Here is a 25,028-nt window from a genome sequence, read left to right as displayed (position 1 = left end):
GGGACGGCGTCACTGCCCCAGCGCGAGGGCGAGGAGGCGCCGGTTGAACGCGGCCTCGACGGCCAGCTGCGCCCGCTCGGTCTGGGCCTCGACGAGCCGGGCCTGGAGGAGCGAAACCGCCTGGAGCGTCGTCGCGCCCGCCGCGTACCGCGCCCGCTCGGCGGCGAGCGCGGCCTCGGCCGCCTCCACGCGCACGGCGGCCACCTCGGCGCGGGCGGCGGCGGCGTCGACCTCGACGGACCGCTCGCGGACGTCGAGGGCCACGGCGCGGCGGACGTCTTCCTGGTCGGCGCGGAGGGCCGTGGCGCGGGCCTCGGCGCGGCGCACGGCGGTGCCGGCGGCGCCCCGGTCGAGGACGGGGAGCGAGACCGTCAGGCGCAGGGCGCCGGCCCGGTTGTCGCCGAGCTGGCCGGGCAGGGCGGTCCCGGCCGCGCTCGAATAGTTCGTCCCGACGTAGGCGCCGACGGCGACCGTCGGGAGCCGCCCCGCCCGCGCCGCGTGGCGGTCGGCCTCAGCGGCGACCACGGCGGCCTCGGCCGCGCGCACGTCGGCGCGGACGGAGAGCGCCTGGCGGACGAGGTCGCCCACGAGCGCGGCGGGCGGGGCGGCGCCTGGGGCGGGCGCCGGAAACGCGTAGTCGCCGGCCGGATCGAGCCCGAGCACGCGGACGAGACGGGCCTCGGCGAGCGCCCGATCGCGCTCGGCGGCGAGCACGTCGCCCTGGGCCGCCGCGACGCGCTCGCGCTGCTGGGCCGCCTCGTAGCCCGGCCGCTCGCCGACCTCGACCTGGGCCTCAACTTCGGCGAGCAGGTCGCGCTGGGCCGCGAGCGCCTCGGCCGCGACGGCACGCGCGGCGTCGGCGCGGGCGACGGCGCGGTAGCCCTCGACGACGGCCTCGGCCGCCCGCTGCTCGGCCCGCTCGCGGTCCAGGACCGCTGCCTGGAGCCCGGCCTCGGCGGCGCGGGCGTCGGCGCCGCGCGCGCCCCCGTCGTAGACGACGTAGCCGGCGTCGATCCCAATGTCCACCGACTCGATCGTGGCCTGCGTCAGGCTCCCGCTCGTGTTGTCGAAGGCGAGCCCGTAGCGCTGCCCGCCGCCCGCGCGGAGGTCCAGCGACGGCCACCGCCGGGCCTCGGCGGCGTCGACCGCCACGCGGGCGCCCTCGACGGCGGCGTCGGCGCGGAGCACGGCGACGGCCTGCGTGCGGGCCGTCTGGAGCGCGTCGTCGAGCGGGACCGGCGTCTGGGCCGCCAGCGGCGCGGCGAGGGATGAAAGGGCGAGGAGGGCGGGGCGGTGCATAGCGGGCGGACCCAAGGGGCGGACTCATCGGGCGGGGTGGTCTTCCCCGAGGTCCAACCGCCGTGCCACGCGTCTCCGCCCCGCCCGTGGCGCCCAGGGCGGGGCCGACGTGTGCGCCGGCGCCCACCGGCTGTGCGCGGGCGCACGCCGCCCCGCCCGTCGTCTGCTCCCATGCTCCGCCCGCCGAGGGCGGGGCGGCTACGTGCCCGAGTCGGCGACAACGCGGCCGTCGAGGAGCTCGACCACGCGCCCGCCCGCGGCCGCCCACCGCTCCGAGTGCGTGACGTGGAGGACGGTCACGCCGTCGCGCTCGTTGAGCTCGCGGAGCGCGTCGACGACCGCCCCGCCCTGCGCCGCGTGGAGGTTGCCCGTGGGCTCGTCGGCGAGAAGCAGCCGCGGACGCCCGGCGAGGGCGCGGGCCACGCCGACCAGCTGCTGCTGGCCGCCCGAGAGCTCGGCCGGATAGCGGTCGGCCTTCACGTCGAGCCCGAACCGGGCGAGCACCTCGGCCGCGCGCCGGGTCCGCTCGGCGGCGGGCACCTTCTGGTAGCGGAGCGGCTCGGCCACGTTCTCGGCGACCGTGAGGTCGTCCAGGAGGTGGTACGCCTGGAACACGACGGCGACGGCCTCGCGCGCGAGCGCCGCCCGCTCGCGGTCGGACAGCGCGCCCACGTCGCGGCCGTCGAACCGGTACGTCCCCGACGTCGCCCGGTCGAGCAAGGCGAGCACGTGCAGCAACGTCGACTTCCCCGAACCGGACGGGCCGACGACGGTGACGAACTCGCCGGGCGCCACGTCCACGTCGACCCCGTGCAGGACGGTCTCGGCGCGGCGGCGCGTGCGGTAGGCGTAGGTCAGACTGCGGAGCGAGACGAGCGGGGTCACGGGCGGGGCGGTCACGGGCAGGGCGGAAGACGAAGGCGCCGCCCCGCCCTGAAGGCGACGCGGGCGGGGCGGGGCGGCTGAGCGGGGCGGGAGCAAACGTCCGCCGCCCCGCCCACGCAGGACGGGCGGGGCGGGGTGGAGGCTACTCCGAGCGGAGGGCGCGGACGGGGTCGGCCGTCGCCGCGCGGATGGCGTGGACGCCCGCCGCCAGCAGCGCCAGCGCGAGCACGCCGAGCGCCACCGCCACGAACGGCCACGCCGCGAGCGGGGCGGGGTAGGCGAAGTCCTCCAGCCACCGCCGCCCCGTCCACCACACGACGGGGCCGGCCACGACGAGCGCCACGGCCACGAGCGCGGCGAACTCGCCCGAGAGCCGGGCCACCAAGCCGGCGACCGTCGCCCCGAGCACCTTGCGGATGCCGACCTCCTTGCGCCGGCGGTCGGCCGCGTGCGCGGCGAGCCCGAACACGCCGAGGCACGCGAGCACGACGGCGACGCCGCCCAGCGCCCCGAACAGTTGGCCCAGCCGGCGGTCCTCGCGGAGCTCGCCGGCGAACGTGTCGGTTACGAACTGCGGGTCGAACGGGTACTCGGGTACGACACGCTCCCACACGCCCTGAATCCCGCCGAGCGTTCGGGCGTCGGCCGAGTTCAGTTGGACGACGAGTTCGAGCGTGGTGGCGAACTCCGCGACCGGCTGGACCACGACCGGCCCGATCTCAGCGCGGGGTCCTTGGAAGTGGAAGTCGCGGAGAACACCGATGACAGGAAGCCTCGACTCGCCCGCCCCAATCCCTACGCCTTTCCCCATCGCCTCGGTGGGGTCCGTCGTCATCAGCCCGAGCTGCCGGGCCGCCGCCTCGTTTAGGACGACGCCTTCAGAGCGCGCCGCGTCGGCGTCGAACCACGCGCCCGCCGCCATTTTGAGCCCGAGCGCCGCCGCGTAATCGGCGTCCGCTTGGAGGAACGTTACGACGACATCGTCGGCCGCCCCGCCCGCTGCTGGCGAGGCCGAGACCGCCGTCTGGAGGCTGAAGGCGCCCGGCACGCCCGACCCCAGGGCCACGCGAGCGACACCGGGGATCGACGCGACCTCCTCCTTCAGAACGCCCGCCTGCTGGCGGAGCCGGTCGGCCTGGAGACCGAGCGAGACTACGCGGTCGCCCTCGAACCCCAGGTCTCGCGACCGCGCCGCGTCGAGCTGCTGCGCGACGACGGCTGTCGACGCCAGGAGCACGATGGTCACGGCAAACTGGAACACGACGAGCGCTCGTCGAACGGTCGTTCCGCCCCGCCCTCGCATCCCGCCCCCCCGGAGGGCGGTGGCGGGCCGGAACCGGGCCAGCACGAGGGCCGGGTAGGCGCCGGCCAAGAGTCCGGCGGCGACGGCCAGCGCTGGCACTACGGCCCACTCCGCCAGCCCGAGCGAGCTCAGCGAGACGCCCTTCTCGAAGAAGGCGTTGAACGCTGGGAGCACGAGCGCCACGAGCGCGACCGCCACCCCACCCGCCGCGAGCGCGAGCGCGACGGCTTCGATCAGGAACAGCCGCGCAAGCTGCCCCCGCCCCGCCCCCAGCGTTTTCCGCACGCCGACCTCGGTCGCCCGGCCGAGCGCGAGGGCCGTCGCGAGGTTGGCGTAGTTCACGCACGCCAGCAGTAGGACGAGCGCGGCGACGGTCGAGAACAGGGCGAGGTAGAGCGGGCGCCCGACGAGGGCCGTCCGGGTCCCGCCCTCGCTCAGGTGCTGATCTATCAGGCGCGGCGTCGACACGGCGCCTGCCTGCACGAACTCAGCGAACGAGTCGTCGGCCGGGGCGAGCGCGTTGAGCGCCGCTTTGACGGCGGCCGTGTCGCGGAGCGCGGCGAGCCGGACGTACGTCGCGCCGGTCCCGTCGAGCGCCGGCGCCATCCCGCTAAACACCGTCACCTCCGTCTGACCTGAAACGAGGAGGTCGAACAGGATGGACGACGCCGCGGGCGGGTCGGCCGCGACGCCCGTGACGGTGAGCAGGATCGGATCAGGGTCCTGGAGACCGAACCCCGTTCGTTCGAGGTAGACATCCTGCCCGACCGGGTCGTCGCTGCCAAAGAGAGAGCGGGCGAGCGACGCCGTGAGGACGGCCCGGCCGGGGCCGTCGAGCGCCGTGGCCGCGTCGCCGCGGACGAGCGGGAACGTGAACACGTCGAAAAAGGAGGCGTCGGCAAACCGGGCGTCCTCCACGACCACGCCCTCAGCCTCGGGCGCACGGCGGACGAGGCCGCCCTGCCCGTTCGTCTCCGTCACCGCCTCGACGCCCGGCACGTCGTAGTCTAGCGCTGCCCGCCCATCCTTGGGGACGGACTGGATATCCATCGTCTGGTCCCCAAACGAGAGCTCCTGGCGGAGGCCGACGATCCGTTCGGCGCCCTCGTGGAAGCGGTCGTAGCCCAACTCGTCTTGAACGAACAAGAGGGCCAAAAAGCAGCACGCGAGCCCGACGGCCAGCCCGCCCACGTGGAGCGCGGACGTGGAGGGGCGGCGGGCGAGGCGGCGGAGCGCGAACCGGATCGAGTCAGTCATCGCGAGCGGGGCGGGGTGGGGGAGAAGCGGCGGGGTGGGCGGGGCGGCTCAACTGGGGGACCCATGACAAAGGACAGACGACCACCCCGCCCTACTCCGAGCGCAGCGCCCGCGCCGGGTCCGCCGTCGCCGCGCGGACTGTGTGGACGCTCACCGTCAGCACGGCCACGGCCAGCGCCACGAGGCCGGCGACGAGGAACGGGGCGGGCGTGAGCGCCACGCGCTCGGCGAACCCGTCGAGCCACCGCGAGAGGCCCCACCACGCGACCGGCACCGCGACGGCCAGGCCGACGAGGACCGGCCGCGCAAAGTCCGCCGTGAGGCGGCCGACGACCTGCCCGACCGTGGCGCCGAGCACGCGCCGCACGCCGACCTCCTTCCGCCGCTTCTGGACCGCGTGCGCCGCCAGCCCGAACAGGCCGAGGCACGCCACGACGACGGCGAGGCCGGCGAACAGGGCGAACGCCCGCGCGAGCTGCTCCTCAGCCCGGTACTGCGCGTCGACGGCGGCGTCGAGGAACGTGGGCGCGAACGGGTCGCCGGGCACGCGGCCCTCCCACACCGCCCGGAGCCGGTCGAGGGCGCCCGTCGCGCCCGGCGCGAGGCGGATGGCCGCCCACTGCGCCTGCCCCGCCTGGTCGAAAAAGACCTGGGGGCGGGGCGGGGCGGCCAGGCCGTGGTGGGCGTAGTCGGCCAGGACGCCGACGACGGTGCCGGGGTAGCGGCCCGACGTCTCGACCTCCTGCCCGACGGCCTCCTCGGGCGTCCACCCGAGCGCGCGCGCGGCCGACGCGTTGAGGAGCACGGCCGTCTCGCGGTCCGTCTCGATCTCGGCCGAGAGGTCGCGGCCGGCGACGACGCGCAGCCCGAGGGCCTCGGCGTAGTCCGGGTCGGCGATCACTGTCTCCATCGTCTGCGTCCCGCCCGCCCCGCCCCGGGCCGAGACGTTCTGGCTCTCCCAGCCCGCCTCGGTCGGCGGCGCCCCCGTTAGGGCGACGGCCTCGACGCCGGGGACGCGCGCGAAGGCGTCCTTCAGCGCCCGCACGTCCGCCCCGCCCACGACGTTCGTGGGGACGAGGACGACGTGCTCGCGGTCGAACCCGGGGTCCTGGTCGCGGAGGTGGCCCAGCTGCGATCCCACGACGAGCGTGGCGACGAGGAGCGCGCCCGAGACGGCAAACTGGAACACGACGAGCCCGCGCCGCAGCCCGGCCCCCCGGCGGTCGGTCGCGAACGAGCCGCGGAGCGTCTCGGCGGGGCGGAACGACGAGAGCGCGAGCGCGGGGTAGGCTCCAGCCAGGAGCCCGACGGCCACGACAACGGCGAGCCCGGCCGCGAGCGGGGCGGGCGCGAGCAGGTCGGAGAGCGCCAGGCCGGCGTCCGTCAGCCCGTTGTAGGCCGGGAGCGCGAGCGCCACGAGGGCGAGGGCCACGGCGCCCGACGCGAGGGCGAGCGCCACGGCCTCGGCTAGAAACTGCGCCACGAGCCCGCCCCGCCCCGCCCCAACCGCCTTCCGCACGCCGACCTCGCGGGCGCGCTCGACCGACCGGGCCGTCGCCAGGTTCACGAAGTTGACGGCGGCGACCGCGAGCACGAACAGCCCGACGAGCGACAGGACGCGGAGCAGGGCGGGGTGGCCGGTCCGCACGTACGGCGGGTTCATCCGCCCGTCCTCAGCGAGGTAAACGTCGTGGAGCGGCTGGACGGCGGCGGCGGCGGCCATGCCCTCAGCCCGCATGCCCTCCCCGATCCCGTCGTCCAGCGCGCCCTGAACGCGGCCGGCGAACGCGGCGCGGTCGGCTCCAGAGCGGAGCCGGGCGTAGACGCCGAGGTCGAACGACTGCCACTGGTCTGGGTCGTACCAGTCCGCCGCGTCGAGCGTAGCGAACGAAACGAGCGCGTCGAACGCGAGGTGCGACCGGCCCGTCTCGTCGAAGACGCCGGTGACGGTGTAGGGAAGGTCGGCGCCCACGTCGAGCGTCTGCCCGAGCGGGGCGGCCTCGCCGGTGAGCCGGAGCGCGGCCTCCTCGGTGAGGACGACCGATCCGGGTGCCGCGAGCGCTGTCTGGGCGTCGCCCGCGATGAGGCGGTAGCCATTGAGGACGTCGAGGACGTCGGCGCTGGCGAAGATGGCGTCGGCGCGGACGTTCCCCACCGGCCGCTCGACGCGGAACCCCGCCCCGTACCGGACGGTGGCGACGGCCTCGGCGGCCGGATCGCGCTCGACGGCGGCGAGCAGTGGTCGGGGCACGGTCGGAGCTTTCGTGACCTCGCCGCCCGCGTCCGTCATCTCGATGCCGACGCGGACGACGCGCTCGCCGCCCGCGTGCTGGCGGTCGGCCCCGCGCTCGGCGGCGACGTGGAGGGCGATGAGCGCGCAACACGCGAGCCCGAGCGCGAGCCCGAGCCCGTTGATGAGGGCGTCGGCGGGGCGGCGCCGGAGGGCGCGGAGGGCGGTGCGGAGGACGAGGGGCATGGGGGCAGGGGCGGCCGGCGAGGAAGCGCGACGTCGGGGCGGGGTGGCGGAGAGAGCAAGGCCCGGACCACCCCGCCCCGCCCGCCTCAGGGGCGTTCTGGGGGCGGGGCGGTGTGCGGACGCGCACAGTCGGCGGGCGGCGGCGCACGCTCCCCCGACGGCGGGCGGGGCGGCCGGCTACGTCGCCCGTAGCACCTCGGCCGGGCGGACGTGGACGAGCCGGGCCGTCTGCACCGAGAGCGTCGCCGCCGCCAGTAGGAAGACCAGGGCGTTCGACAGGACGAACGGCGCCGACCCGAGCGCGACGTCGACCGGCGCTAGGCGGAGCGCCGTGCTTAGCCCGAGGTAGCACAGCGGGGTCGCGACCAGCGTAGCGACGACGAGCATCCCGAGAAAGCCGCGGTTGACCAACAACACGATGTGCGCCGCCGACGCGCCCAGCGCCTTGCGCACGCCCACCTCGCGCGTGCGCCGTGCCGCGCCCTGGGCGGCCAGTCCGAACAGCCCCATGCACGAGATGAGGAGGGCGAAGGCGGCCAGGTAGGTGATGAACCGCGAGACGCCGCGCATCGACTCCCTGGCGAATGCGTCCGCCTGAGCGTACGAGGAGTAATCGACGCCCGGGAACCGGCGCTTCCAGCGCGCCCGGAGTGCGGCGTCGAGGTCGGCGGCGGCCCCGGCTTCGACGCGCAGGGTCAGGGACCGCACCTGAGCCGCCTCGGCCAGGCTGAAGACGACCGGCCGCGCCGTGCCCGCCATCGGCGCCAGCAGGAAGTCCTCGACGACGCCGACGACCGACAGCGGCCGCCCGTCGAGCTCTACCTGCTGCCCGACAGGGGCCGCCCACCCCTGCTCCTGGACGAACGTGCGGTTGACGACGACGGACCGATCGCCGTCGGCGAAGCCCGCGCCGAACGCACGCCCCGCGGCCGCCTCGATGCCCAGCGTGGCGAGGTACTCCGGCCCGACGCTAAAGTGGGCCGCCTGCGCCTCCTGACCCTGGACGCGGACCGTGGCGGGGGCTCCCGGAGACCCGACGGGGTTCGCGGCCCCGGCCACCCTGCGGACCGGGTGGAGCGCGGACGCCTCCCGCCGGAGCCAGTCGGTCTGCTCCGGCCCCGACGTCGCCACCACCAGGAGGTTGTCCTGGTCGTACCCCCAGTTGCCCCCGAGCAGCTTGTCGTCGAGCGTGGCCGTGAAGAGCGCTAGGCAGATGGTGACCAAGGCCAGCGTAAACTGGACGACGGTGAGCGTCCGGGTGAGGGCCTTCTTCTCGGCCAGCCGAGCGCGCCCCCCCAGGATCGCCGTGGGCTGGAACGCTGAGACGTAGACGGCCGGGTAGAGCCCGGCCACGAACCCGAGGAACAGGGGCAGGCCGGCCACGACGGGCCAGAACGCCGCGACGTCCGAGATGTCGAGCGGGTTTGGCCGGTTGAGCAACCCGTTCAGGAAGGGGACGGTGATCGTCCAAGCCACCAACAGCCCACCCAGCACGGCCAGCGAGCACAGGACGAGGCTCTCAATCAGGAACTGCTGGACGAGCTCCCGGCGGCTGGCCCCCATCGCCTTGCGGACGCCGATCTCCTTGAGCCGACGCGCCGCAGCGCCCAGCGAGATGGTGATGGTGTTGAAGCACGCCACGAGCAGCATCAGGAGCGCGATCAGGCCGAACATCACCGACTCCCACAGCAGGGGCGCCTGGAGCGCGCGGTCCTCGATCTGCCAGGCCGTCAGCCAGTCCGGGTGCTGGACGCTGTCGAGGAAGAACGTCGCGGGCCGGTCCGGGCTGGTCGCGTTCTGGACGGTGGCGTAGCGATCGAGCTGCGCCGAGACCTCGCGGGCGTCGGCCGACCGGCGGAGCAGGAGGAACGTGGCCTCGGTCAGCGACGCCCAGTCGTTCGGGGCTGCGAGGCCGGCCGCTCGCTGGAGGTCGTAGCCCGCGAGGAGGTCGAAGCGGAAGTCTGCGCGGGCGTGGAAGGGGGCGGCGACGCCGACGACGGTCAGCGTCTCGACGGCCCCGCTCGTGTCGCGCGTAGAGGGCAGCGTCACCGTGAGCGTCTGGCCCAGCGGGTCCTCGGCGCCGAAGTACTTCGTGGCTGCCTCGGCGCTCAGGACGACGCCGCTCGGGTCGGCGAGCGCCCCGCCGCTGCCCTGGGCGAGGGGGAAGGAGAACACGTCGAAAAAGCCGGCGTCGGCAAAAGACAGCGTCTCGTGGTACGTGCTGCCATCGGCGCGCACCAGGGCGGGGTGCGTCGCCACGCGGACGGCCCGCTCGACCTGAGGGAGGTCCGCAGCGAGCGCTGGCCCCAGCGGCTCGGGCGCGGTCCCCCAACGCTCCGGCCCCGCCCCGCCCTCGACCGCGTGGCCGACCAAGAAGATCCGGTCGCCGTGCGCGTGGAAGTCGTCGGCGGTGTTGATCTCGTGGAGCAGGAGGAACAGCGCGACGGCGCAGGCAACGGCCACTGACAGGCCGACGAGGTTGATGAGGGAGGCCACCTTGTCCTTCCGCAGCGCGCGGAAGCCTAGCAGCACGTAGCTCGTCGGAAGCGTCATGACGGTTTGATATGGGTAGGTAAAAACAGCAGGGTTTGGGGAGCGGCCCAGTGACGCGGTGCGGGGCTAGTCTTCCGGGAGGCGAAGGACGGTTTCGCCGTCAGCGTCGAGGATGACGAGGCGCGCGACGTCGAGCGAGTCCACGATGAGTCGGATGCGGGGGCGCCCCTGCGTGTCCTGGAGACGGACCTCGGCCGTCCGGTTCTCGCTCCCGACGAACACCCGCTGCGGGGCGTCGAGCCCGCCGGCGTCTCGCATAGCCTCGTACCGCTCCTGGGCCGACGCGCGGGCGTCGGGGTCCTCTGACCGGACGCCGACGACGACGTCAATGAGCTCCTTGATCGTGAACTCCGTCGGGCGGTCCCAGACGTGGAGCCCGGCCCGCCGGCTCGCCCCGTCGTCGTCGTAGGCGAGGGCGACCGTCTGGTCCTGCTCGAACTGGTCGAACGTGAGCGCTCCGAACGCCTCGTACCCGCCGTCCGCCCGCACCGTCCGGTGGATGAGCCCGCCGGACTCGGTCTCGTCGGCGTTGTAGAACACGAGCCCTGCAGAGCCTCGGCGCCCTTCCGAAATCTCCGGCGGAAACTCCTCGCCCTGGAAGATGGGATCTGGAATGCGGTCCCCGTTCGAGACGACGACGGCGAGCCGGCCATCCGGCTGCACGACGTTTACCCGCTCGGTGATGATCACGTCGGCACGGACGGTGTCGGCCTCGACGACGCCCGCGGCGAGGTGCTGGACCCAGGCAGCGCCGGCAGGGCTCGCGGCCCCGAGCACCAGGGCGAGGAGGACCGACGTGAGGGCGATGGTGGCACCCGTGAGGAAACGGACGCGGCGCTCAAGGGGGTGGGGAGACATAGGTGAGGGTAGGGCGGGGTGGCGGAGAGAGCAAGGCCCGGACCACCCCGCCCCGCCCACTCCGGGGGCGTTCTGGGGGCGGGGCGGTGTGCGCGGGCGCACAGTCGGCGGGCGGCGGCGCACAGGGCGGGGCGGCCTACTCGGAGCGCAGCGCGCGGACGGGGTCGCGGCGGGCCGCCCGGAGCGCCTGCGTCCCAACCGACAAGAGCGCCAGCGCGAGCGCGGCCAGCGCCGCGCCGACGAGCACGAGCGGGCTGAACGGGGCGTGGTAGGCGAATCCCTCCAGCCACCGCCGCACGAGGACCACGGCGACCGGCGCCGCGAGCACGGCCGCCACCGCGACGAGCGCGAGGTACTCCCGCGACAGGAGCGCCACCACCCCGCCCACGCTCGCCCCGAGCACCTTGCGAATGCCGACCTCCTTCGTCCGCCGCTCGGCCGAATACGCGGCCAGCCCGACGAGCCCGAGCGCGGCGATGAGCACGGCGATCCCGGCGAAGAACGCGAACGTCCGCGCCAGCCGCTCCTCGCTGGCGGAGAGCTCGGCGAAGTCGTCGGCGACGAACCAGGGCTCGAACGGGGCGTCGCCCGCGAGGCCAGCCCACGCCGCGCGGAGGGCGGCCACGCCCTCGGCGTCCCGGCCCGGCGCCAGGCGGACGGCGATCCAGGGGTAGCTCGCGGCGTCCCCGCTCCCGTTTTCGATCCCGTCGGGCCGGTCGGGGCCGATGGCGACGGCCCCGACCGGCTCGCGGAGCGAGGCAAAGTGGAAGTCGGCCACGACGCCCACGACCACGTTCGGCGTGTCTCCGAAGCCGGTCTCCACCTCGCGCCCGAGGGCGCCGTCCGGCGTCCACCCCAGCGCGTCGGCGAACGACTCGTTGACCACGACGGCCCGCGCGTCGTCGTCGGCCGTGTCCTGGAACCACCGCCCCGCCACGACGCCCAAGCCGAGCGCGTCGGCGTAGTCGGCGTCGCCGTCGACGAGCCTGTAGTTCAGCCCGAGGCCGGGCTGCTCGGGGTCGGGCTCGTTCGCCATCCCCGAGTACAGCTTGGGCGGGACGACCGAGGCCCCGGCCGCCGCGACGACCTCGGGGAGTCGGAGGAACGCCGCTTTCACGACGTCGGACTGCTGCGCCAGGGCGCGGTCGGTGATGGGGACCACGACGAGCCCGTCCGGGTCGAGCCCGAGCGGCTTCGACCGGATGTAGTCGAGCTGGCGCGCGACGGCGCCCGTCCCGACCAGGAGCAGCACGGCCGCCGCAAACTGGAACACGACGAGCCCTCGGCGGAGCCACGTCCGCGACAGGAACGCCTCGCCGGCCGTCCGCGACGCCGCCGCCCCGCCCCGGAGAACACGCGCTGCGTCGAACCGCGACAGGTAGAGGGCCGGGTACAGCCCCGCCAGCACGCCGACCGCGAGGACCGCCCCGCCCAGGCCGAGCAGGAACGGCCCGTCGAGGTCGGCCAGGGCAAGGTCGGTCCCGAACGTCCCGTTAAAGAGCGGGAGCGCGAGCGCCGCGAGCGCCAGCCCGACGAGCGCCGCGAGCGCGCTCAGCACGACGGACTCGACGAGGAACTGGCGCACGAGCCCGCCCCGCCCCGCCCCCAACGCCTTCCGCACGCCGATCTCCTTGGCCCGCCGCGCGCCGCGCGCCGTCGCGAGGTTGACGTAGTTGATGGCGCCGAGGAGCAGGATGAGCCCGGCCACGGCCGCGAACAGGCGGACGAACACGAGGCTCCCGCCGAACCCGTCCTGGGCGTCCGAGAACTCGGAGAGCCGGTACTCGCGGAGCGGGACGTTGATTAGGGCCTTGTCCTCCGACCGCTCCACCTCCGGCACGACCACGTCGAGCGCCCGCTGGACGGCGTCGGGCTCGGTCCCCGCTCGGCGGAGCACGTACGTTTGGTACATGGCGCCGCTCCACCCTGGGCTGACATCCGGGTTCTGCGCGCGCCACCCCGCGAACGACGCGATCACGTCGAACGGGAAGCTCGACAGCTCGGGCGGGTCGGCGACGACGGCGCGAACCGTGACCGTGTTCGTGTCGCCGGTGGCGAGCGTCAGCGTCCGCCCGAGCGGGGCGGCCGTCCTGAACAGGCGCTGCGCCGTCGAGGCGGTGATGACGGCCCCGTCCGGCGTGTCCAGGGCAGTGCCCACGTCGCCTGCGACGGCCGGGTACGCCAGCACGTCGAAGTAGAGCGAGTCGGCGAAGAGTAGGCGGACCTCCTCATCCCCGACCTCCGCCCCGCCCGCGTCGAGGACCGGCGTCATGTTCCACCCGCCGTAGGTAACGCTCGCGGCCTCGACCGCCGGGGCCTCGGCGACGAGCGTGCTCGCTAGGAGGTACGGCGTCGCAGTAAACGCGTGGCGCTCGCCGCCGAAGTGGTCCTCGGTCGCGACGGTCGAGACCCGGTCGGCGTTGGGGAGCGCGCGGTCGTAGCTCAGCTCCTCGCGCACGAACAGCGAGATCAGCACGCAGGCCGCGACGGCGACGGCCAGGCTCAGCCCGCCGAGGGCGGCGCTGGTCTTGTCGCGGGCGAGGGCGCGGAGGGCGAGGCGGAGGTGGTGCGTCCACATGGCGGGCGGGGTGGAGGAGGAGGAAAGGCGGGGTGACGAGTGGGCGGGGCGGCGTCGGCGAGAGAGTCCCCCTCCTGGACAGGAGGGGCTAGGGGTGGTGGACTGAACAGAGCGCCACCCGATCAAGCAAGAGCTTGACGCAGCACGAGTGCTCCTCCACAGCTTGTCGGGCGGGGTGGTGCTCGGCCCGACAACCACCCTTGGCTGCGCCGACGCTTCGCGGTGTCCCCTCCTGGCTAGGAGGGGGACTCCTCCCGGACCGCCCCGCCCGAGCCGAACCCATCGGGTTCCTCGCGACGCAGCGCTAGAGCGGCTGCGGGAGGGCGCCCTTGGCGGCCGGGTCCGGCGGGTGGAGTTCGCCGGCCAGGACGTGCTCGCTCACCACGCGCCCGTCGAACAGGTTGACCACGCGCTGCGCGTACTCGGCGTCCGACGGCGAGTGCGTGACCATGACGATGGTCGTGCCGGCCGCGTTGAGCTCGGCGAGCAGGTCCATGACGGCCGCCCCGTTCTGGCTGTCCAGGTTCCCCGTCGGCTCATCGGCGAGCAGGAGCTGCGGGCTGGCGACGACGGCGCGCGCAATCGCCACGCGCTGCTGCTGGCCGCCCGAGAGCTGCTGCGGCGTGTGCCCCCGCCGGTGCGCCATGCCGACCCGGTCGAGCGCGGCCTCGGTCCGCTCGGCCCGCTCGGCCTTCGATGCCTTGAGGTAGACGAGCGGGAGCTCGACGTTCTCGGCGACGGTCAGGTCGTCGATGAGGTTGAAGCTCTGGAACACGAACCCGAGCGCCCCCCGCCGCTTCCGCGCGCGGTCGCGTTCGGGGAGCGCGCCGACCTCGTCGCCGGCCAGCTTGTACGACCCCGTCGAGGGCCGGTCGAGGAGCCCGAGCAGGTTGAGCAGCGTGGACTTCCCGCACCCCGACGGCCCCATGATGGCGACGAACTCGCCCGGGTCGATGGAGACCGAGACGCCGTTGAGCGCCGACGTCTCGACCTCGTCGGTGGCGTAGACCTTGTGGAGGTCGTGGGTGAGGATGAGCGGGGTGGGGGTGCCTTGTCCTAGGTCATTTGTCATGGGTCATTTGGGTTGGGCGCTAGGCGCGAGATTGAGGGGCCACGACACCTGATGTGCTATGCCGAGTCTGGGGTTCGACGAGTTGGAGGTTTACAAGCTGCCCGAGCGGCTGGCGGACGCCGTCTGGGAGACGGTGGACACATGGGACCGCCTCGCGCGGCGGACGGTCGGGGAGCAGGTCGTGCGCTCGGCCGACAGCGTGGGCGCAAACATCGCCGAAGGAGCGGGGCGGGGCACGTTCAAGGACAACAGGCGCTTCGTCCACTACGCGCGCGGCTCGCTCTACGAGACCCGCCACGGGCTGCGGCGCGCCCAGAAGCGGGGCCTCCTCACGCGTGATCAGTCCGCTCGCCTCCGCCCGATCCTCGACGAGTTGGGTCCGCGATTGAACGCCTACCCGCGCTCCATCGGCCGCACCACCCCGCCCCGCCCCATAGCGGAACGTCGAGGAAGCAACGCGCCAAGGACGAATGACAAGTGACAAAGGACCAGGGACCAGCGACCTCATTCGACCACCAGCCGGTCCGCGTCGCCGAAGGCGGCGTAGGACGAGACCACGACGCGGTCGCCCCGCTCCAGCCCGCCGAGCACTTCGAAGTGGCGCGGCGTCTGGCGTCCGAGCTCGACCGGCCGGCGCACGGCCTCGCGCCCGTCGGGCGACAACACGAACACCCACTGGCCGCCGGTGTCGCCGTAGAACCCGCCCCGCTCCAGGAGCCGCGCCCGCTCCGGGTCGCCCAGTTCGAGGCGGAGGCGGACCGACTGGCCGCGGCGGAGGTCGGGCGGGGCGGGGCCGGCGAACACGAGCTCGGCCTCGAAGCGGCCGTCCGTGACCTCGGGGTAGACAGCGCGGACGGCGAGGGTGTACTCCGCCCCGCCCACGGTCGCCGTGGCCCGCTGGCCCGGGGCCACGCGCGGGAGGTAGTGCTCGTCGATGAGGGCGCGGACCTTGCTGGCGTCGAGCACGTCGACCTGGCCCAGCCGGTCGCCCCGGTTTTTGAGCTCGCCGATCTCGGCCTGGAGCCCCGACACCTGGCCCGCGACCGGCGCGCGGACCGTGAGGTTGGTCGACGAGCGGCGGACGAGGGCGAGGTTCTCGCGGAGCCGGCCGACCGAGGCGGCCATGTCGCGGGTCTGGACGCGGTGCTGGGCCTCCTGCTGCTCGGCGCCCCGGGCCGTGAGCGCGCGGCGGCGGCGGGTGTAGGCGAGCTCGTCCTGGATGGCGAGCAGGTCCTTCCGGGGCGCCGCGTCGCGGTCGACCAGGCCGGAGACGCGGGCCTCGTCGCGCTCGAGCCGCGTGATGTCGTAGTCCAGCTGGGCCAGCTGCTGTTCGAGGTCGAGGGCCGACTGGTCCATCTGGAGCCGGTTCTGGCGCAGCGCCGCCGCCTGCTCTTCGAGCTGCGACTCGCTCCCCATCACTTCGAGCGCGAGGTCGTCGTTGCGGAGCGTGAACAGGACCTGCCCGGCCGCGACCGTGTCGCCCTCCTCGACGTGCCGGCGGACGACCTGCCCGCCCTCGACGGCGTCGAGCAGGACGGTGCGGAGCGGCTGCGCCGTGCCGGTGACGGCCACGTACTCCTGGAACGGGCCGTCCTCGACGGCCGCGACCGTCAGCCGGTCGGCGTCGACGCGGAGCGTCTGCCCCTCGGGCCGGCCCCAGAGCGCCCAGGCGGCGAGCGCGCTCACGGCGAGGACGGCGAGCGCGGCCAGCGCCCGGCGCGGCGTGACGAGCCGCTTGGCCCGCCGCCGGTCGACGCCCTCGCCGTGCCCCGCCGCCCCGCCCGGAGCCGCCCCGCCCGAGACTGCCCCGCCCACGGGGCGCGTCAAGACGGACGCGGGCGGGGCGGGGCGGTCCGCGTCGGCGGCGCCGTTGGGCGTGGGCGGGAGGGTGATGGGGGCGCTCATGGACGTGGAGGGGCGGGGTGGTCTGGGGGAGTCCAAGAGGCGTGCCGAGGGCGCCCAGCTCGTGCCAGGGGCGCTGAGGGCGGTCCGGGTGTGCGCGAGCGCACAGCGGCCGTGCGCTGGGGCACGGCGCGGCCGCCCCGCCCGCCGCTCGGCCGCCGTCTGGGGCGGGGCGGTCCGGGCGCACACCGTTTGCGCGCGCTCGGGCGAACGATCTTGCCGCCATGCTCCCGCCCTCCGCCGCCGCCCCGCCCCCCGACGCCTCGGTCCTCGTCGTCGACGACAACGAGGACGTGCTGACGGCCATCCGGCTCCTCCTCCGCGACCACGTCCAGACCGTCCACACGGCGACGAGCCCGGCCGCGCTCCCGACGCTGCTCCGCGAGACGCGCTACGACTGCGTGCTCCTCGACATGAACTTCAGCCGCGACGCCTCGACCGGGCGCGAGGGGCTCCGGTGGCTCGAGAACGCGCACGCTATCGACCCCGGCGCCGTCGTGGTCATGATCACGGGCTACGGCGACGTCGACCTCGCCGTCCGCGCGATGAAGCACGGGGCGGCCGACTTCGTGACGAAGCCGTGGGCCAACGCGCGGCTGCTCGCGGCCGTCGGCGCGGCGGCCCAGCTCCGGCGCCAGCGCGAGGCGAGCGGGGCGGTCGCGGGTCCCGCCCCGCCCGCGTCGGGTCCGCCCCGCCCGGCCGTGCCCGAGGGCGGGGTGGGGGAGCTCGTGGGCCAGAGCCCGGCCATGCGCGCGGTCTACGAGACGGTCCGCAAAGTGGCCCCGACCGACGCCAACGTCCTCATTCTGGGCGAGAACGGGACGGGCAAGGAGCTGGTCGCCGAGGCCGTGCATCGGCTCTCGGGCCGCGCCGCCGGCCCGTTCGTGTCGGTCGACCTGGGCGCCGTGCCGCCGTCGCTGTTCGAGTCCGAGCTGTTCGGCCACGCCAAGGGCGCGTTCACGGGCGCCGCGGCCGGCCGGGCGGGGCGGTTCGAGGCGGCGGCCGGGGGCACGCTGTTCCTCGACGAGATCGGGAACGCGGGGCCGACCGAGCAGGCCAAGCTCCTGGCCGCCCTCCAGCGCCGCGAGGTCGTCCGCGTGGGCGAGTCGGCGCCGCGCCGCGTCGACGTCCGCGTCGTGAGCGCGACGAACGTGCCGGTTTATGAGCGCGTGGCCGAGGGCGCGTTCCGGCAGGACCTCCTGTACCGGATTAACACGGTCGAGCTCCGACTGCCCCCGCTCCGCGAGCGGGGCGCCGACCTCGACCTCCTGGCCGACCACTTTCTCGCGCGCTACGCCGGCGCCTACGGCCGCGCCGCGGCCGGCTTCACCGACGGCGCGCGCGCGCGGCTGCGGCAGTACGGGTGGCCGGGCAACGTCCGCGAGCTCCAGCACACGGTCGAGCGCGCCGTCATCTTGGCCGAGGGCGACCGGATCGCCGACGCCGACCTCCAGTTTTCGGCCGCCCCGCCCTCGGGCGACGCGGGCGGCCAGGGCGGGGCGGCGCTCGATACGCTCGACCTGGAGGAGCTGGAGCGGGCGGCCGTCCGACGCGCGCTCGCCAAGCACGGCGGCAACATCACGCACGCGGCCGACGAGCTCGGGCTCACGCGGAAGTCGCTCTACCGGCGGATCGAGAAGTACGGGCTGTGAGGCGGGTAGGCGGGTAGGCGAGTAGGCGGGTAGGGGAGTAAGCCTGTAGGCGGGCGTGCAGCCGCTACAGCGCCCTGCCTGCCTCGCCCGTACGTTTCCCTGACCTGCCTACGCGCCTCCTCTCGTCCCTGCCTACGCGCCTCCCGTGACCCTCTCCCGCGTCTGGCGTCGGTACCGCGTCCGCCTCGTCGTTCGGCTCGCCGTGCTCGCGGCGGCGGTGGGCGGGGCGGCTGCGCTCGTCGTCCGGGGCGGGGCGGCGTCGGCGGGCGGGGCGGCGGCGCTGGCGGCCGTGGCCGTGTGGGCGGGGTGGGGCGCCGTCCGCGCGGCCGAGCGGCCGGCGCGCGACGTCCGCCGTTTTTTGGAGGGCGTCCGCTACGACGACGTCTCGGGCCGGTTCTCGGCGGCCGGGGGCGACCCGCTGCTCGACGCGCTCGCGGCGGCGTTCGAGGAAGTGGGCGGGGCGTTCCGCCGCGTCCGCGCCGAGCGCGAGGAGCAGGCGGGCTACCTCGAAGCGGTCGTCCGCCACGTCGGCGTGGCGCTCGTCGCGTTCCGGGCCGGCGGCGAGGTCACGATCTTCAACCTGGCTGCGCGGCGGACGCTCGGCGTGGCCCGGCCGCGGTCGCTGGAGGTGCTCGCGCGGCGGGCGCCCGAGGCGGCGCGGGCGCTCGCCGACGTCGCCCCGGGCGAGCGGTCGCTGGTGCGGCTGGGCGGCGGCGAGGGGCGTCCGCAGGAGCTTGTGGCCTACGCGACCCGGTTCACGGTCGGCGGCGAGGCCCACACGCTCGTCTCGCTCCAGGACATCCGCGAGGAGCTGGAAGCCCGCGAGCTCGAAGCCTGGCAGGAGCTCTCGCGTGTGCTGACGCACGAGATCGCCAACTCGGTCGCCCCGATCGCGTCGCTGGCCGGGACCGCCCGCTCGCTCCTCGACCGCCCCGCCCCGCCCGAGGGCGCCGCCCCGCCCGTTTTGCCTGGGGCGGGGCGGGGCGGCCGGCTCGACGACGTCCGCGAGGCGTTGGGGACCATCGAGCGCCGGAGCCGCGGGCTCGTCTCGTTCGTCGACGCCTACCGGACGCTCGCGCGGCTGCCCACGCCCCGCCCGCGCGTGATCTCAGCGGCCGAGCTCCTGGGCGACGTGGCGACGCTGGCGCGCGCGAGCGCGCCCGGCGTGACGGTGACGGTCGACGTGGACCCGGAGCGGCTGGAGATCGTGGCCGACGCCGACCTCGTCGAGCAGGCGCTCGTGAACCTGGCCCTCAACGCGGTCGAGGCGATCGGCGCGCGGGACGGCGAGCCGAGCGGCGCGGCGGGCGGGGCGGTCGCGCTCCGGGCCTACGCCGGGCCGGGCGGCCGCGCCGTCGTCGAGGTCGCCGACGACGGGCCGGGGCTTTTGCCCGAGGTGGCCGAGCGGGCGTTCGTTCCGTTTTTCTCGACCAAGCCGGGCGGGAGCGGGATCGGCCTCGCGCTCGCTCAGCGGATCGCTCGGCTCCACGGCGGGACGCTCGCCGTGTCGTCCGAGCCCGACGTGGAGACGACGTTCACGCTCCGCCTGTAGCGCCGCCCCGCCCCGCGCGCGGGCGGGGTGGGGGATCTTTCGGGCGGCGTGCGGGCGTCGAAGCCGCTGCCGCTCCGCTGGCCCCGCCCCGGTTCCCCCACGCCTTTGATGCTCGCCCTCGTCTTTTCGGTCGCCGCCCTGTTCGTCCAGCCGGACACCACGTTCCGGCCGTCGCCGGCGCCCGCCGACACGAGCCGGTCTGACGTCGAGGAGGCGCTGGTCGAGGTCGTGGACGAGGTGCGGTCCTTGCGCGTCCAGCCGCTCTTTTCCCCGAGCTCGCTGTACTCGCCGTCGAAGGGGTTCGGGATCGCGGGCGGCGTGGGCGTCGAGGGCCTGCTCTCGGACGACGACTACGCCGAGCTCGCGGCTCGGCTGTCTGAGCGGCTCCAGGGCGTCTACGCCGAGTACCTCACGGGCGACCCCCGCCGCCACCGCCTGTTCGGGCTCGTGGGCGGGGCGGCGGGGACGACGTCGCGGAGCCGGTTCGTAGGGCACGGGCCGTCCTCGCCGGCCGGCGCCGAGCTGTTCCTGGACCGCTACGCCGTCGAGGCCGAGGCCCGCCTCGGGTGGTCGCCAGGGCGCCCGGGCCGCGTGCTCCTGGAGCCGGTCGTACGGTTCCGGGTCGACCGGCTCCGCGGGTACGAAGAGGTGGAGCCGGGCGACCTCGCGGCCGTCGCGCCGTCGGACCTCGCCCGTCTCGACGCGCTCCGCGGCGACGCTCGCGTGGGCGCCGAGGCCGGCCTCATCGCCGTTCTCGACACCCGCGACCTCCCGACGATGCCGTCGCGCGGGGTCTACGCGCAGGGGCAGGTCACCCGGTTCCAGGCGCTCGACGGGGCGGGGCTGGCGTTCACGCGGGTCCAGGCGCTGGGCTACGTGTTCCGCCCCGCCCCCATTCGGCTCCCGTTCCTCCCCGAGCGGGGCGCGCTGTTCGTCCGCCTCAACGGCGTCGTGACGCGGGAGGAGGGGGGCGACCCGCTGCCGTGGGTGTACCTCCCGGTCCTCGACGGCGACCTCCTCGTGGGCTACCCGCGGCGCGACTTCGTCGGGCGCGACGCGTTCTCGGTCACGGTCGGGGCGCGGGCCGTGATCGCCCAGCTGATCGGGGCGTTCCTCATCGAGGGCGTGGCCGAGGGCATGGCGGGGGCGGCTTACGACGACGTGTTCCGCCAGTTCACGCCGCGCGTCCGGTTTACGCAGGGCCGCGTCGCGGAGGGGGAGGGCGTCCCGCTGCGGCCGTCGGCGGCGGTCGGGCTGAACCTCCGGTTTATCGACCGCGAGCGGCCGATCCTGAGCGCGCTCGTCGGCGTCGGGCCGGGCGGCGTCTCGTTCGCCTCGCTCCGCCTCGTCTACGGCCTCACCGACTACCGCCCGCGCATCCGCTGAGCGCGGGCGGGGCGGCCGCCGCGGGTAGGCGTCGGGCGGGGCGGGGTGGTACCATCGGGTCCGTCCCCGAGCCCGCCTGCGCCGTGCCCACCCCGCCCCTGTTCGCCGCCGGGTACTCGTCCCTCCCCGCCCGCCCCCTCGGCTCCGACGAGGTGGCTGCGCTCGTCGCGCGGGCGTCGGCGGCCAACCGGCGGACCGGCGTGACGGGGCAGCTCCTGATGATCGAGGGCGACGGCCACGTCGTCCGCTACGCGCAGTGGGTGGAGGGGCCGCAGGACGTGGTCCTCGACCTGCTCACGCGGATCTCGAACGACGCCCGCCACTACGACGTCCGCCTGTCGTTCGTCGGCCCGGTCGCCGAGCGGCGGTTCCCGGCGTGGTCCATGCGCGAGCGGCGCGTCCCGCGCGAGGCGCTCGACCGCGCCCGCCTGTGGACTCCCGAAGCCTCGAACCTCCCGGTCCGCGACGCCGCGTTCGACGTGGTAGACTAGAGGGAGGTACGGGGAGGTACGGGGTGCTCGGTACGAGGTACGCGCGCCGAGGTCAGATCGAGCCGTACCTCGTACTCGGTATCCCGTACCCACCCGAAGGGCGTTCTGGAGTCCGTGCGGCGGTGGGTCGGTTCGTCAGCGGGGCGGGGTGGCGCATCGACCATCCGGTCCCGCACAACGTCCTGAACCACTGCGCGCCGTTCCCAAACGGCCCCCACCCCGCCCTCGGTGGGCGGGGCGGGGTGGAGGGCGGTGCGGCTACAGGTCGGCCGGCTCGGCCGGGTACACGTTGTCCGTCCGGTCGACGTCCGGGAGGAACTGGCCGGGGTCGATCTCGACGCGCGCCACCTCGCCCGGGGCGAACCGGAGGGCCGCCGTCGTGGCGCCCGAGAGCCACGTCTCCACGGGCACCGTCTGGTCCTCGACGCGGCCGTCGGCGTAGGTCACGCGGACCGGGGCCGGCATGGGCGCGCGGCCCTGGTCCTCGACCGTCACCACGACCGCCCCGCCCTCGCTCTGGACCGAGGCGACGGCCTGGTCGACGGTCCAGGTGTCGAAGAGCGTCGGCGTCCAGGCCCAGTCGAGGTCTTCGCCGAGCCGGTTCTCGACCGTGTTGAAAAAGTCGTACGGGTAGGCGTGCTTGTACTCCCAGCGGCGGGCGTACTCGCGGTAGGCGTCGTAGAAGGCGGGCTCGCCGTAGAGCCCGCGGAGCGCGTGGAGGAGCACGGCCGGCGTCGAGTAGCTGGCGACCACGCGCGCCCCGCCTTGGACGGCGTCGACCTCGCGCGTGCCGCCGCCGATGGGGAACAAGTCGTTGTGGCGCATCGGCGCGACGGCCTCGCCGGTGCCGGCGAGCGCGTAGTGCGACTGCCGGGCGCGGTCCCAGGCGTCGATGGCGGGGCGGGCCTCGGACGACCCGTCGAAGAAGGCGGCCACGCCCTCGTTCGTGTCGAACGACGTGAGCCCCTCGTCCATCCAGGTGTACGCCTTCTCGTTGGTCCCCACGATCATCGGGAACCACATGTGGCCGATCTCATGGTAGGTGACGCCGAAGAGCGACGGCGCCGAGCGGTCGCCGCCGATGAGCGTCATCATGGGGTACTCCATGCCGCCCGTGATGACGCCCTCGACGGCCGTCATGTGGGGCCACGGGTAGGGGAAGATGAGGTCCGAGAGGTGCTCGATCGAGAACCGCGAAAACTCGGCCGACCGCTCCCACGGGGCCTCCATCGGCCGCTCGCCGGCGGGGCGGTAGAGGGCGTTGATGAGGACGGCCTCGTCGTCGCCGTCGCCGTCCTGGTCCACGTCCGCGTGCGTGGCGTCCCAGACGTAAGCGTCCGACGTCGCGAGCGCCACGTCGCGGACACGGTCGGCCTCGAACCGCCACACGAGCCGGCCGTCGGTGCCCGGCTGCGTGGCGCGGCCGCGCTCGTCCTCGGTGATCACGTGGACGACATCGTCGGACGTCAGCGCCTCGGCGAGCCGCCCGCGCGTCTGCTCGGTGAGGACCTCGTCGGCGTTCGCGAGGCGGCCGGTGCCCCACGCGAGCCACCCCGCCGGCACGTCGAAGTCGACCGCGTAGCGGCCGAAGTCCATGTAGTGCTCGCCGTTGCCCAGGTAGGGGTCGGTGTGCCAGCCCATGACGTCGTCGTAGACGGCGACCTGCGGGTACCAGTAGCCGATGTAGGTGACCTCGCCGTCGGTGCCCTGGCGGTACGTGCCCGTCGCCGGCGGGACGGGGTAGCTCCAGGCCACGTCGAGCGCGACGCTGTCGCCCGGCGCGAGCGGGGCGGGGAGGCCCAGCGTGAGGACGGTCCCGTTGACGGCGTAGGTGCCGGGCTCGACCGAGCCGCTGTAGCTCCCCGGCGTCTCGGCGACCGTCACGTCGCGGAGGTCCGCCCCGCCCACGGCGAGGCGCGAGAGCGCGAGCCCGCCGGTCACGGCGACCGGCCGGTTCCGCGGCACGCCCGGCGCGTGGACGTTCTGGCGCAGCTTGAGGACGAGGTACGGGAGCGCGTCGGGCGAGTTGTTGTGGTAGGTGATCGTGCCCGTGGCGACGAGCGTCTGCGTTGCCTCGTCGAGCCGGGCGTCGATGTCGTAGTCGGCCCCGTTCTGCCAGTAGTTCGGGCCGGGCGCGCCCGTCGGCGACCGCGTCCCGTTGGCGACGGCGCGCTCGAACTGGGGCGGCGGCGTCACCGGGTACGGGAGCACGCGCTGGGCGGCGGCGGGGAGCGCGGCGCCCAGCGCGAGGGCGGCGAGGACGGTCAGGCGGAGGGGCATCGACAAAGTCTGCGGTGGGCGTGGCGGAACGGGCGGGGCGGGGAGGTTAGCGCCGGCGGCCGCCCCGCCCCGCCTGCGGACGCCGGCCGTCGGTGGAGAGGCCGTGGAGACGCCCCGCCCCGCCCCGCCCGCGTGGGCGCGCAGGGCGGGGCGGCGTACCTTGGCGGGGCCTGCCCGAGTGGCGGAATTGGTAGACGCGCACGATTCAGGGTCGTGTTCCCGAAAGGGAGTGCTGGTTCGATTCCAGTCTCGGGCACAAGATGAGATCAGGCGCCTTCCGGTTGACCCCGGAAGGCGCCTTTTTTCTTGCCTAAGGGGCAATGTGAGGTCGGTAGGGGGTTGGTCGAGTCCGGTTGAATCCGTAGATTCCCTTTCACCCTACCTTTCACCCCGTCGGCCTCGCCTATGGCAACCGTCCGCCCCGTCCTCTGGACGCACAAGACGAGCCCGCGCGGGCACCATCCGATCCGGCTCCGGTTCGCCGACGCCTCGCGCTCGCTCTACCACTCGGTCGGGGTCTACCTCCATCCCCGGCACTGGAACGCGCGGGCCGAGCGGGTCCGGAAGACGCACGACCTCCACGAGGAGATCAACGAGCTGATCGAGACGAAGCTGAACGCGGCCGAGCGCGAGCGACTCCGGCTTCTCAAGACGGGCGAGCACCCGACAGCCGAGGCGCTCAAGGCGGCCGTGGTCGGCAAGGGGCACATCGACTGCTTCCTCGCCTACGCTGAGGAGTTCCTGGACGGCGTTGAGCGGCAGGGGAACGTCCAGCGGGGACGGAAGGAGCGGGCCGTCCTCGGCAAGCTGGAGGCGTTCGCCGGGAGGCCATTCACGTTCCGGCGCCTTACCCCGGCGCTCCTCGACCGGTGGACGCTCTGGTTGATGACGGAGAAGAAGAACAAGGCGTCCACCGTCGCCGCCGGTATCTCTGTCCTCCGCCTTCACTACCGGCGGGCCATTCGGCACGGGATCGTCAACGCGGCCGACTCGCCGTTCACTCAGTACCGCCCGCCGAAGATCGCCCGGCCGGAGCGGGCCAAGCTCTCGACCGAGCAGGTGGCGGCCATCGAAGCGCTCGACCTCGGCCCCGCCGGTCCGAAGGGGTCGGGATTCGCCAAGGTCCGCGACTGGTTTCTCTTCTCGCTCTACGCCCAGGGCATGAGGTTCTCCGACGTGGTCCAGCTTCGGCGCTCCGACGTGGTCCGCACCGAGGCGGGCGTGGACGACGACGGCGAGCCCGTCGTGACCTACCGCGTCCGGTATCGGATGGGGAAGACGCAGAAGACAAACGATGTGCTCCTCGTCCCCCAGGCCCTCGCCGTCCTGGAGCCCTACCTCGACCGCGTGGTGCCCGCCAGCGGCGGCGGGGAAGAGGACGCCGACCCATACCTCTTCGACGCGCTCGACCGCTACGACACGACGACGCCGGAGGGGCTCCACAAGGCGCTCTCCAGCCGGAACGCCTACGCCAACAAGCTCCT

16 protein-coding genes and 1 tRNA gene are annotated in these 25,028 nt (G+C 74.6%); 7 read left to right on the top strand and 10 right to left on the bottom strand.

Annotated elements, in window-relative coordinates:
• Positions 1–9: 9 nt before the first annotated feature.
• The 8 genes from RM540_RS12430 to RM540_RS12395 all read right to left on the bottom strand — a co-directional run bounded on the left by RM540_RS12430 (position 10) and on the right by RM540_RS12395 (position 14,281).
• On the bottom strand, positions 10–1,299 hold the full coding sequence (locus RM540_RS12430; RefSeq protein WP_311664555.1) for a TolC family protein: 1,290 nt from the start codon (positions 1,297–1,299) through the stop codon (positions 10–12).
• Positions 1,300–1,497: 198 nt separating this feature from the next.
• Entirely contained in the window at positions 1,498–2,199 is a 702-nt protein-coding gene (locus tag RM540_RS12425; RefSeq protein WP_311664553.1) for an ABC transporter ATP-binding protein, read from the bottom strand.
• Between the two features lie 127 nt (positions 2,200–2,326).
• Positions 2,327–4,744, bottom strand: a complete 2,418-nt coding sequence (locus RM540_RS12420; protein WP_311664551.1) for an ABC transporter permease — start codon at positions 4,742–4,744, stop codon at positions 2,327–2,329.
• 91 nt (positions 4,745–4,835) lie between these two features.
• Positions 4,836–7,220, bottom strand: coding sequence for an ABC transporter permease (locus tag RM540_RS12415; RefSeq protein WP_311664549.1), 2,385 nt, complete (start codon positions 7,218–7,220; stop codon positions 4,836–4,838).
• 177 nt (positions 7,221–7,397) lie between these two features.
• The gene (locus tag RM540_RS12410; protein ID WP_311664547.1) at positions 7,398–9,773 is read right to left on the bottom strand and encodes an ABC transporter permease; all 2,376 of its coding nucleotides are present in this window, start codon (positions 9,771–9,773) and stop codon (positions 7,398–7,400) included.
• A 66-nt stretch (positions 9,774–9,839) separates the two neighbouring features.
• The gene (locus RM540_RS12405; RefSeq protein ID WP_311664545.1) at positions 9,840–10,631 is read right to left on the bottom strand and encodes a hypothetical protein; all 792 of its coding nucleotides are present in this window, start codon (positions 10,629–10,631) and stop codon (positions 9,840–9,842) included.
• 136 nt (positions 10,632–10,767) lie between these two features.
• The gene (locus RM540_RS12400; RefSeq protein WP_311664542.1) at positions 10,768–13,209 is read right to left on the bottom strand and encodes an ABC transporter permease; all 2,442 of its coding nucleotides are present in this window, start codon (positions 13,207–13,209) and stop codon (positions 10,768–10,770) included.
• Between the two features lie 304 nt (positions 13,210–13,513).
• Entirely contained in the window at positions 13,514–14,281 is a 768-nt protein-coding gene (locus RM540_RS12395; RefSeq protein WP_311664539.1) for an ABC transporter ATP-binding protein, read from the bottom strand.
• Between the two features lie 58 nt (positions 14,282–14,339).
• Between RM540_RS12395 and RM540_RS12390 the strand changes: the two genes are divergently transcribed.
• Positions 14,340–14,762 (top strand): four helix bundle protein, encoded by a 423-nt coding sequence (locus RM540_RS12390; RefSeq protein WP_311664537.1) that lies wholly within the window; start codon positions 14,340–14,342, stop codon positions 14,760–14,762.
• A 23-nt stretch (positions 14,763–14,785) separates the two neighbouring features.
• Here RM540_RS12390 and RM540_RS12385 read toward each other — a convergent pair whose 3' ends face one another.
• A complete protein-coding gene (locus RM540_RS12385) occupies positions 14,786–16,186 on the bottom strand; it encodes an efflux RND transporter periplasmic adaptor subunit (protein ID WP_311664536.1) in 1,401 nt (466 codons plus the stop codon).
• A 221-nt stretch (positions 16,187–16,407) separates the two neighbouring features.
• Here RM540_RS12385 and RM540_RS12380 point away from each other — a divergent pair, with 221 nt between their 5' ends.
• The 4 genes from RM540_RS12380 (at position 16,408) to RM540_RS12365 (ending at position 21,264) form a co-directional block, all read left to right on the top strand.
• Positions 16,408–17,835, top strand: coding sequence for a sigma-54-dependent transcriptional regulator (locus RM540_RS12380; protein WP_311664533.1), 1,428 nt, complete (start codon positions 16,408–16,410; stop codon positions 17,833–17,835).
• Positions 17,836–17,980: 145 nt separating this feature from the next.
• On the top strand, positions 17,981–19,387 hold the full coding sequence (locus tag RM540_RS12375; RefSeq protein WP_311664532.1) for a sensor histidine kinase: 1,407 nt from the start codon (positions 17,981–17,983) through the stop codon (positions 19,385–19,387).
• A 108-nt stretch (positions 19,388–19,495) separates the two neighbouring features.
• Positions 19,496–20,773 (top strand): hypothetical protein, encoded by a 1,278-nt coding sequence (locus RM540_RS12370; RefSeq protein WP_311664530.1) that lies wholly within the window; start codon positions 19,496–19,498, stop codon positions 20,771–20,773.
• A gap of 83 nt (positions 20,774–20,856) precedes the next feature.
• On the top strand, positions 20,857–21,264 hold the full coding sequence (locus RM540_RS12365) for a BLUF domain-containing protein (RefSeq protein ID WP_311664528.1): 408 nt from the start codon (positions 20,857–20,859) through the stop codon (positions 21,262–21,264).
• 258 nt (positions 21,265–21,522) lie between these two features.
• Here RM540_RS12365 and RM540_RS12360 read toward each other — a convergent pair whose 3' ends face one another.
• Positions 21,523–23,544 carry a M1 family metallopeptidase gene (locus RM540_RS12360; protein ID WP_311664526.1) on the bottom strand — a complete coding sequence of 674 codons (2,022 nt, stop codon included), beginning with the start codon at positions 23,542–23,544 and terminating at the stop codon, positions 21,523–21,525.
• A 172-nt stretch (positions 23,545–23,716) separates the two neighbouring features.
• Between RM540_RS12360 and RM540_RS12355 the strand changes: the two genes are divergently transcribed.
• Positions 23,717–23,800: transfer RNA gene (locus RM540_RS12355), tRNA-Leu, on the top strand.
• 149 nt (positions 23,801–23,949) lie between these two features.
• Positions 23,950–25,028 (top strand): phage integrase SAM-like domain-containing protein (locus tag RM540_RS12350; RefSeq protein WP_311664524.1); only part of this gene is annotated, 1,079 nt, incomplete at its 3' end.

The sequence above is a fragment of the Rubrivirga litoralis genome (genome assembly GCF_031846415.1).
GTDB lineage: Bacteria > Bacteroidota > Rhodothermia > Rhodothermales > Rubricoccaceae > Rubrivirga > Rubrivirga litoralis.
Note: the sequence above shows the minus strand (reverse complement) of the source record. Positions and strands in the feature narration are given on the sequence as shown.

Coding starts and splice junctions, on each gene's coding strand:
- RM540_RS12415 (WP_311664549.1), bottom strand. CDS start 7,220: ATGCCCCTCGTCCTCCGCACCGCCCTCCGCGCCCTCCGGCGCCGCCCC.
- RM540_RS12420 (WP_311664551.1), bottom strand. CDS start 4,744: ATGACTGACTCGATCCGGTTCGCGCTCCGCCGCCTCGCCCGCCGCCCC.
- RM540_RS12410 (WP_311664547.1), bottom strand. CDS start 9,773: ATGACGCTTCCGACGAGCTACGTGCTGCTAGGCTTCCGCGCGCTGCGG.
- RM540_RS12430 (WP_311664555.1), bottom strand. CDS start 1,299: ATGCACCGCCCCGCCCTCCTCGCCCTTTCATCCCTCGCCGCGCCGCTG.
- RM540_RS12395 (WP_311664539.1), bottom strand. CDS start 14,281: ATGACAAATGACCTAGGACAAGGCACCCCCACCCCGCTCATCCTCACC.
- RM540_RS12400 (WP_311664542.1), bottom strand. CDS start 13,209: ATGTGGACGCACCACCTCCGCCTCGCCCTCCGCGCCCTCGCCCGCGAC.
- RM540_RS12360 (WP_311664526.1), bottom strand. CDS start 23,544: ATGCCCCTCCGCCTGACCGTCCTCGCCGCCCTCGCGCTGGGCGCCGCG.
- RM540_RS12370 (WP_311664530.1), top strand. CDS start 19,496: ATGCTCGCCCTCGTCTTTTCGGTCGCCGCCCTGTTCGTCCAGCCGGAC.
- RM540_RS12405 (WP_311664545.1), bottom strand. CDS start 10,631: ATGTCTCCCCACCCCCTTGAGCGCCGCGTCCGTTTCCTCACGGGTGCC.
- RM540_RS12390 (WP_311664537.1), top strand. CDS start 14,340: ATGCCGAGTCTGGGGTTCGACGAGTTGGAGGTTTACAAGCTGCCCGAG.
- RM540_RS12380 (WP_311664533.1), top strand. CDS start 16,408: ATGCTCCCGCCCTCCGCCGCCGCCCCGCCCCCCGACGCCTCGGTCCTC.
- RM540_RS12385 (WP_311664536.1), bottom strand. CDS start 16,186: ATGAGCGCCCCCATCACCCTCCCGCCCACGCCCAACGGCGCCGCCGAC.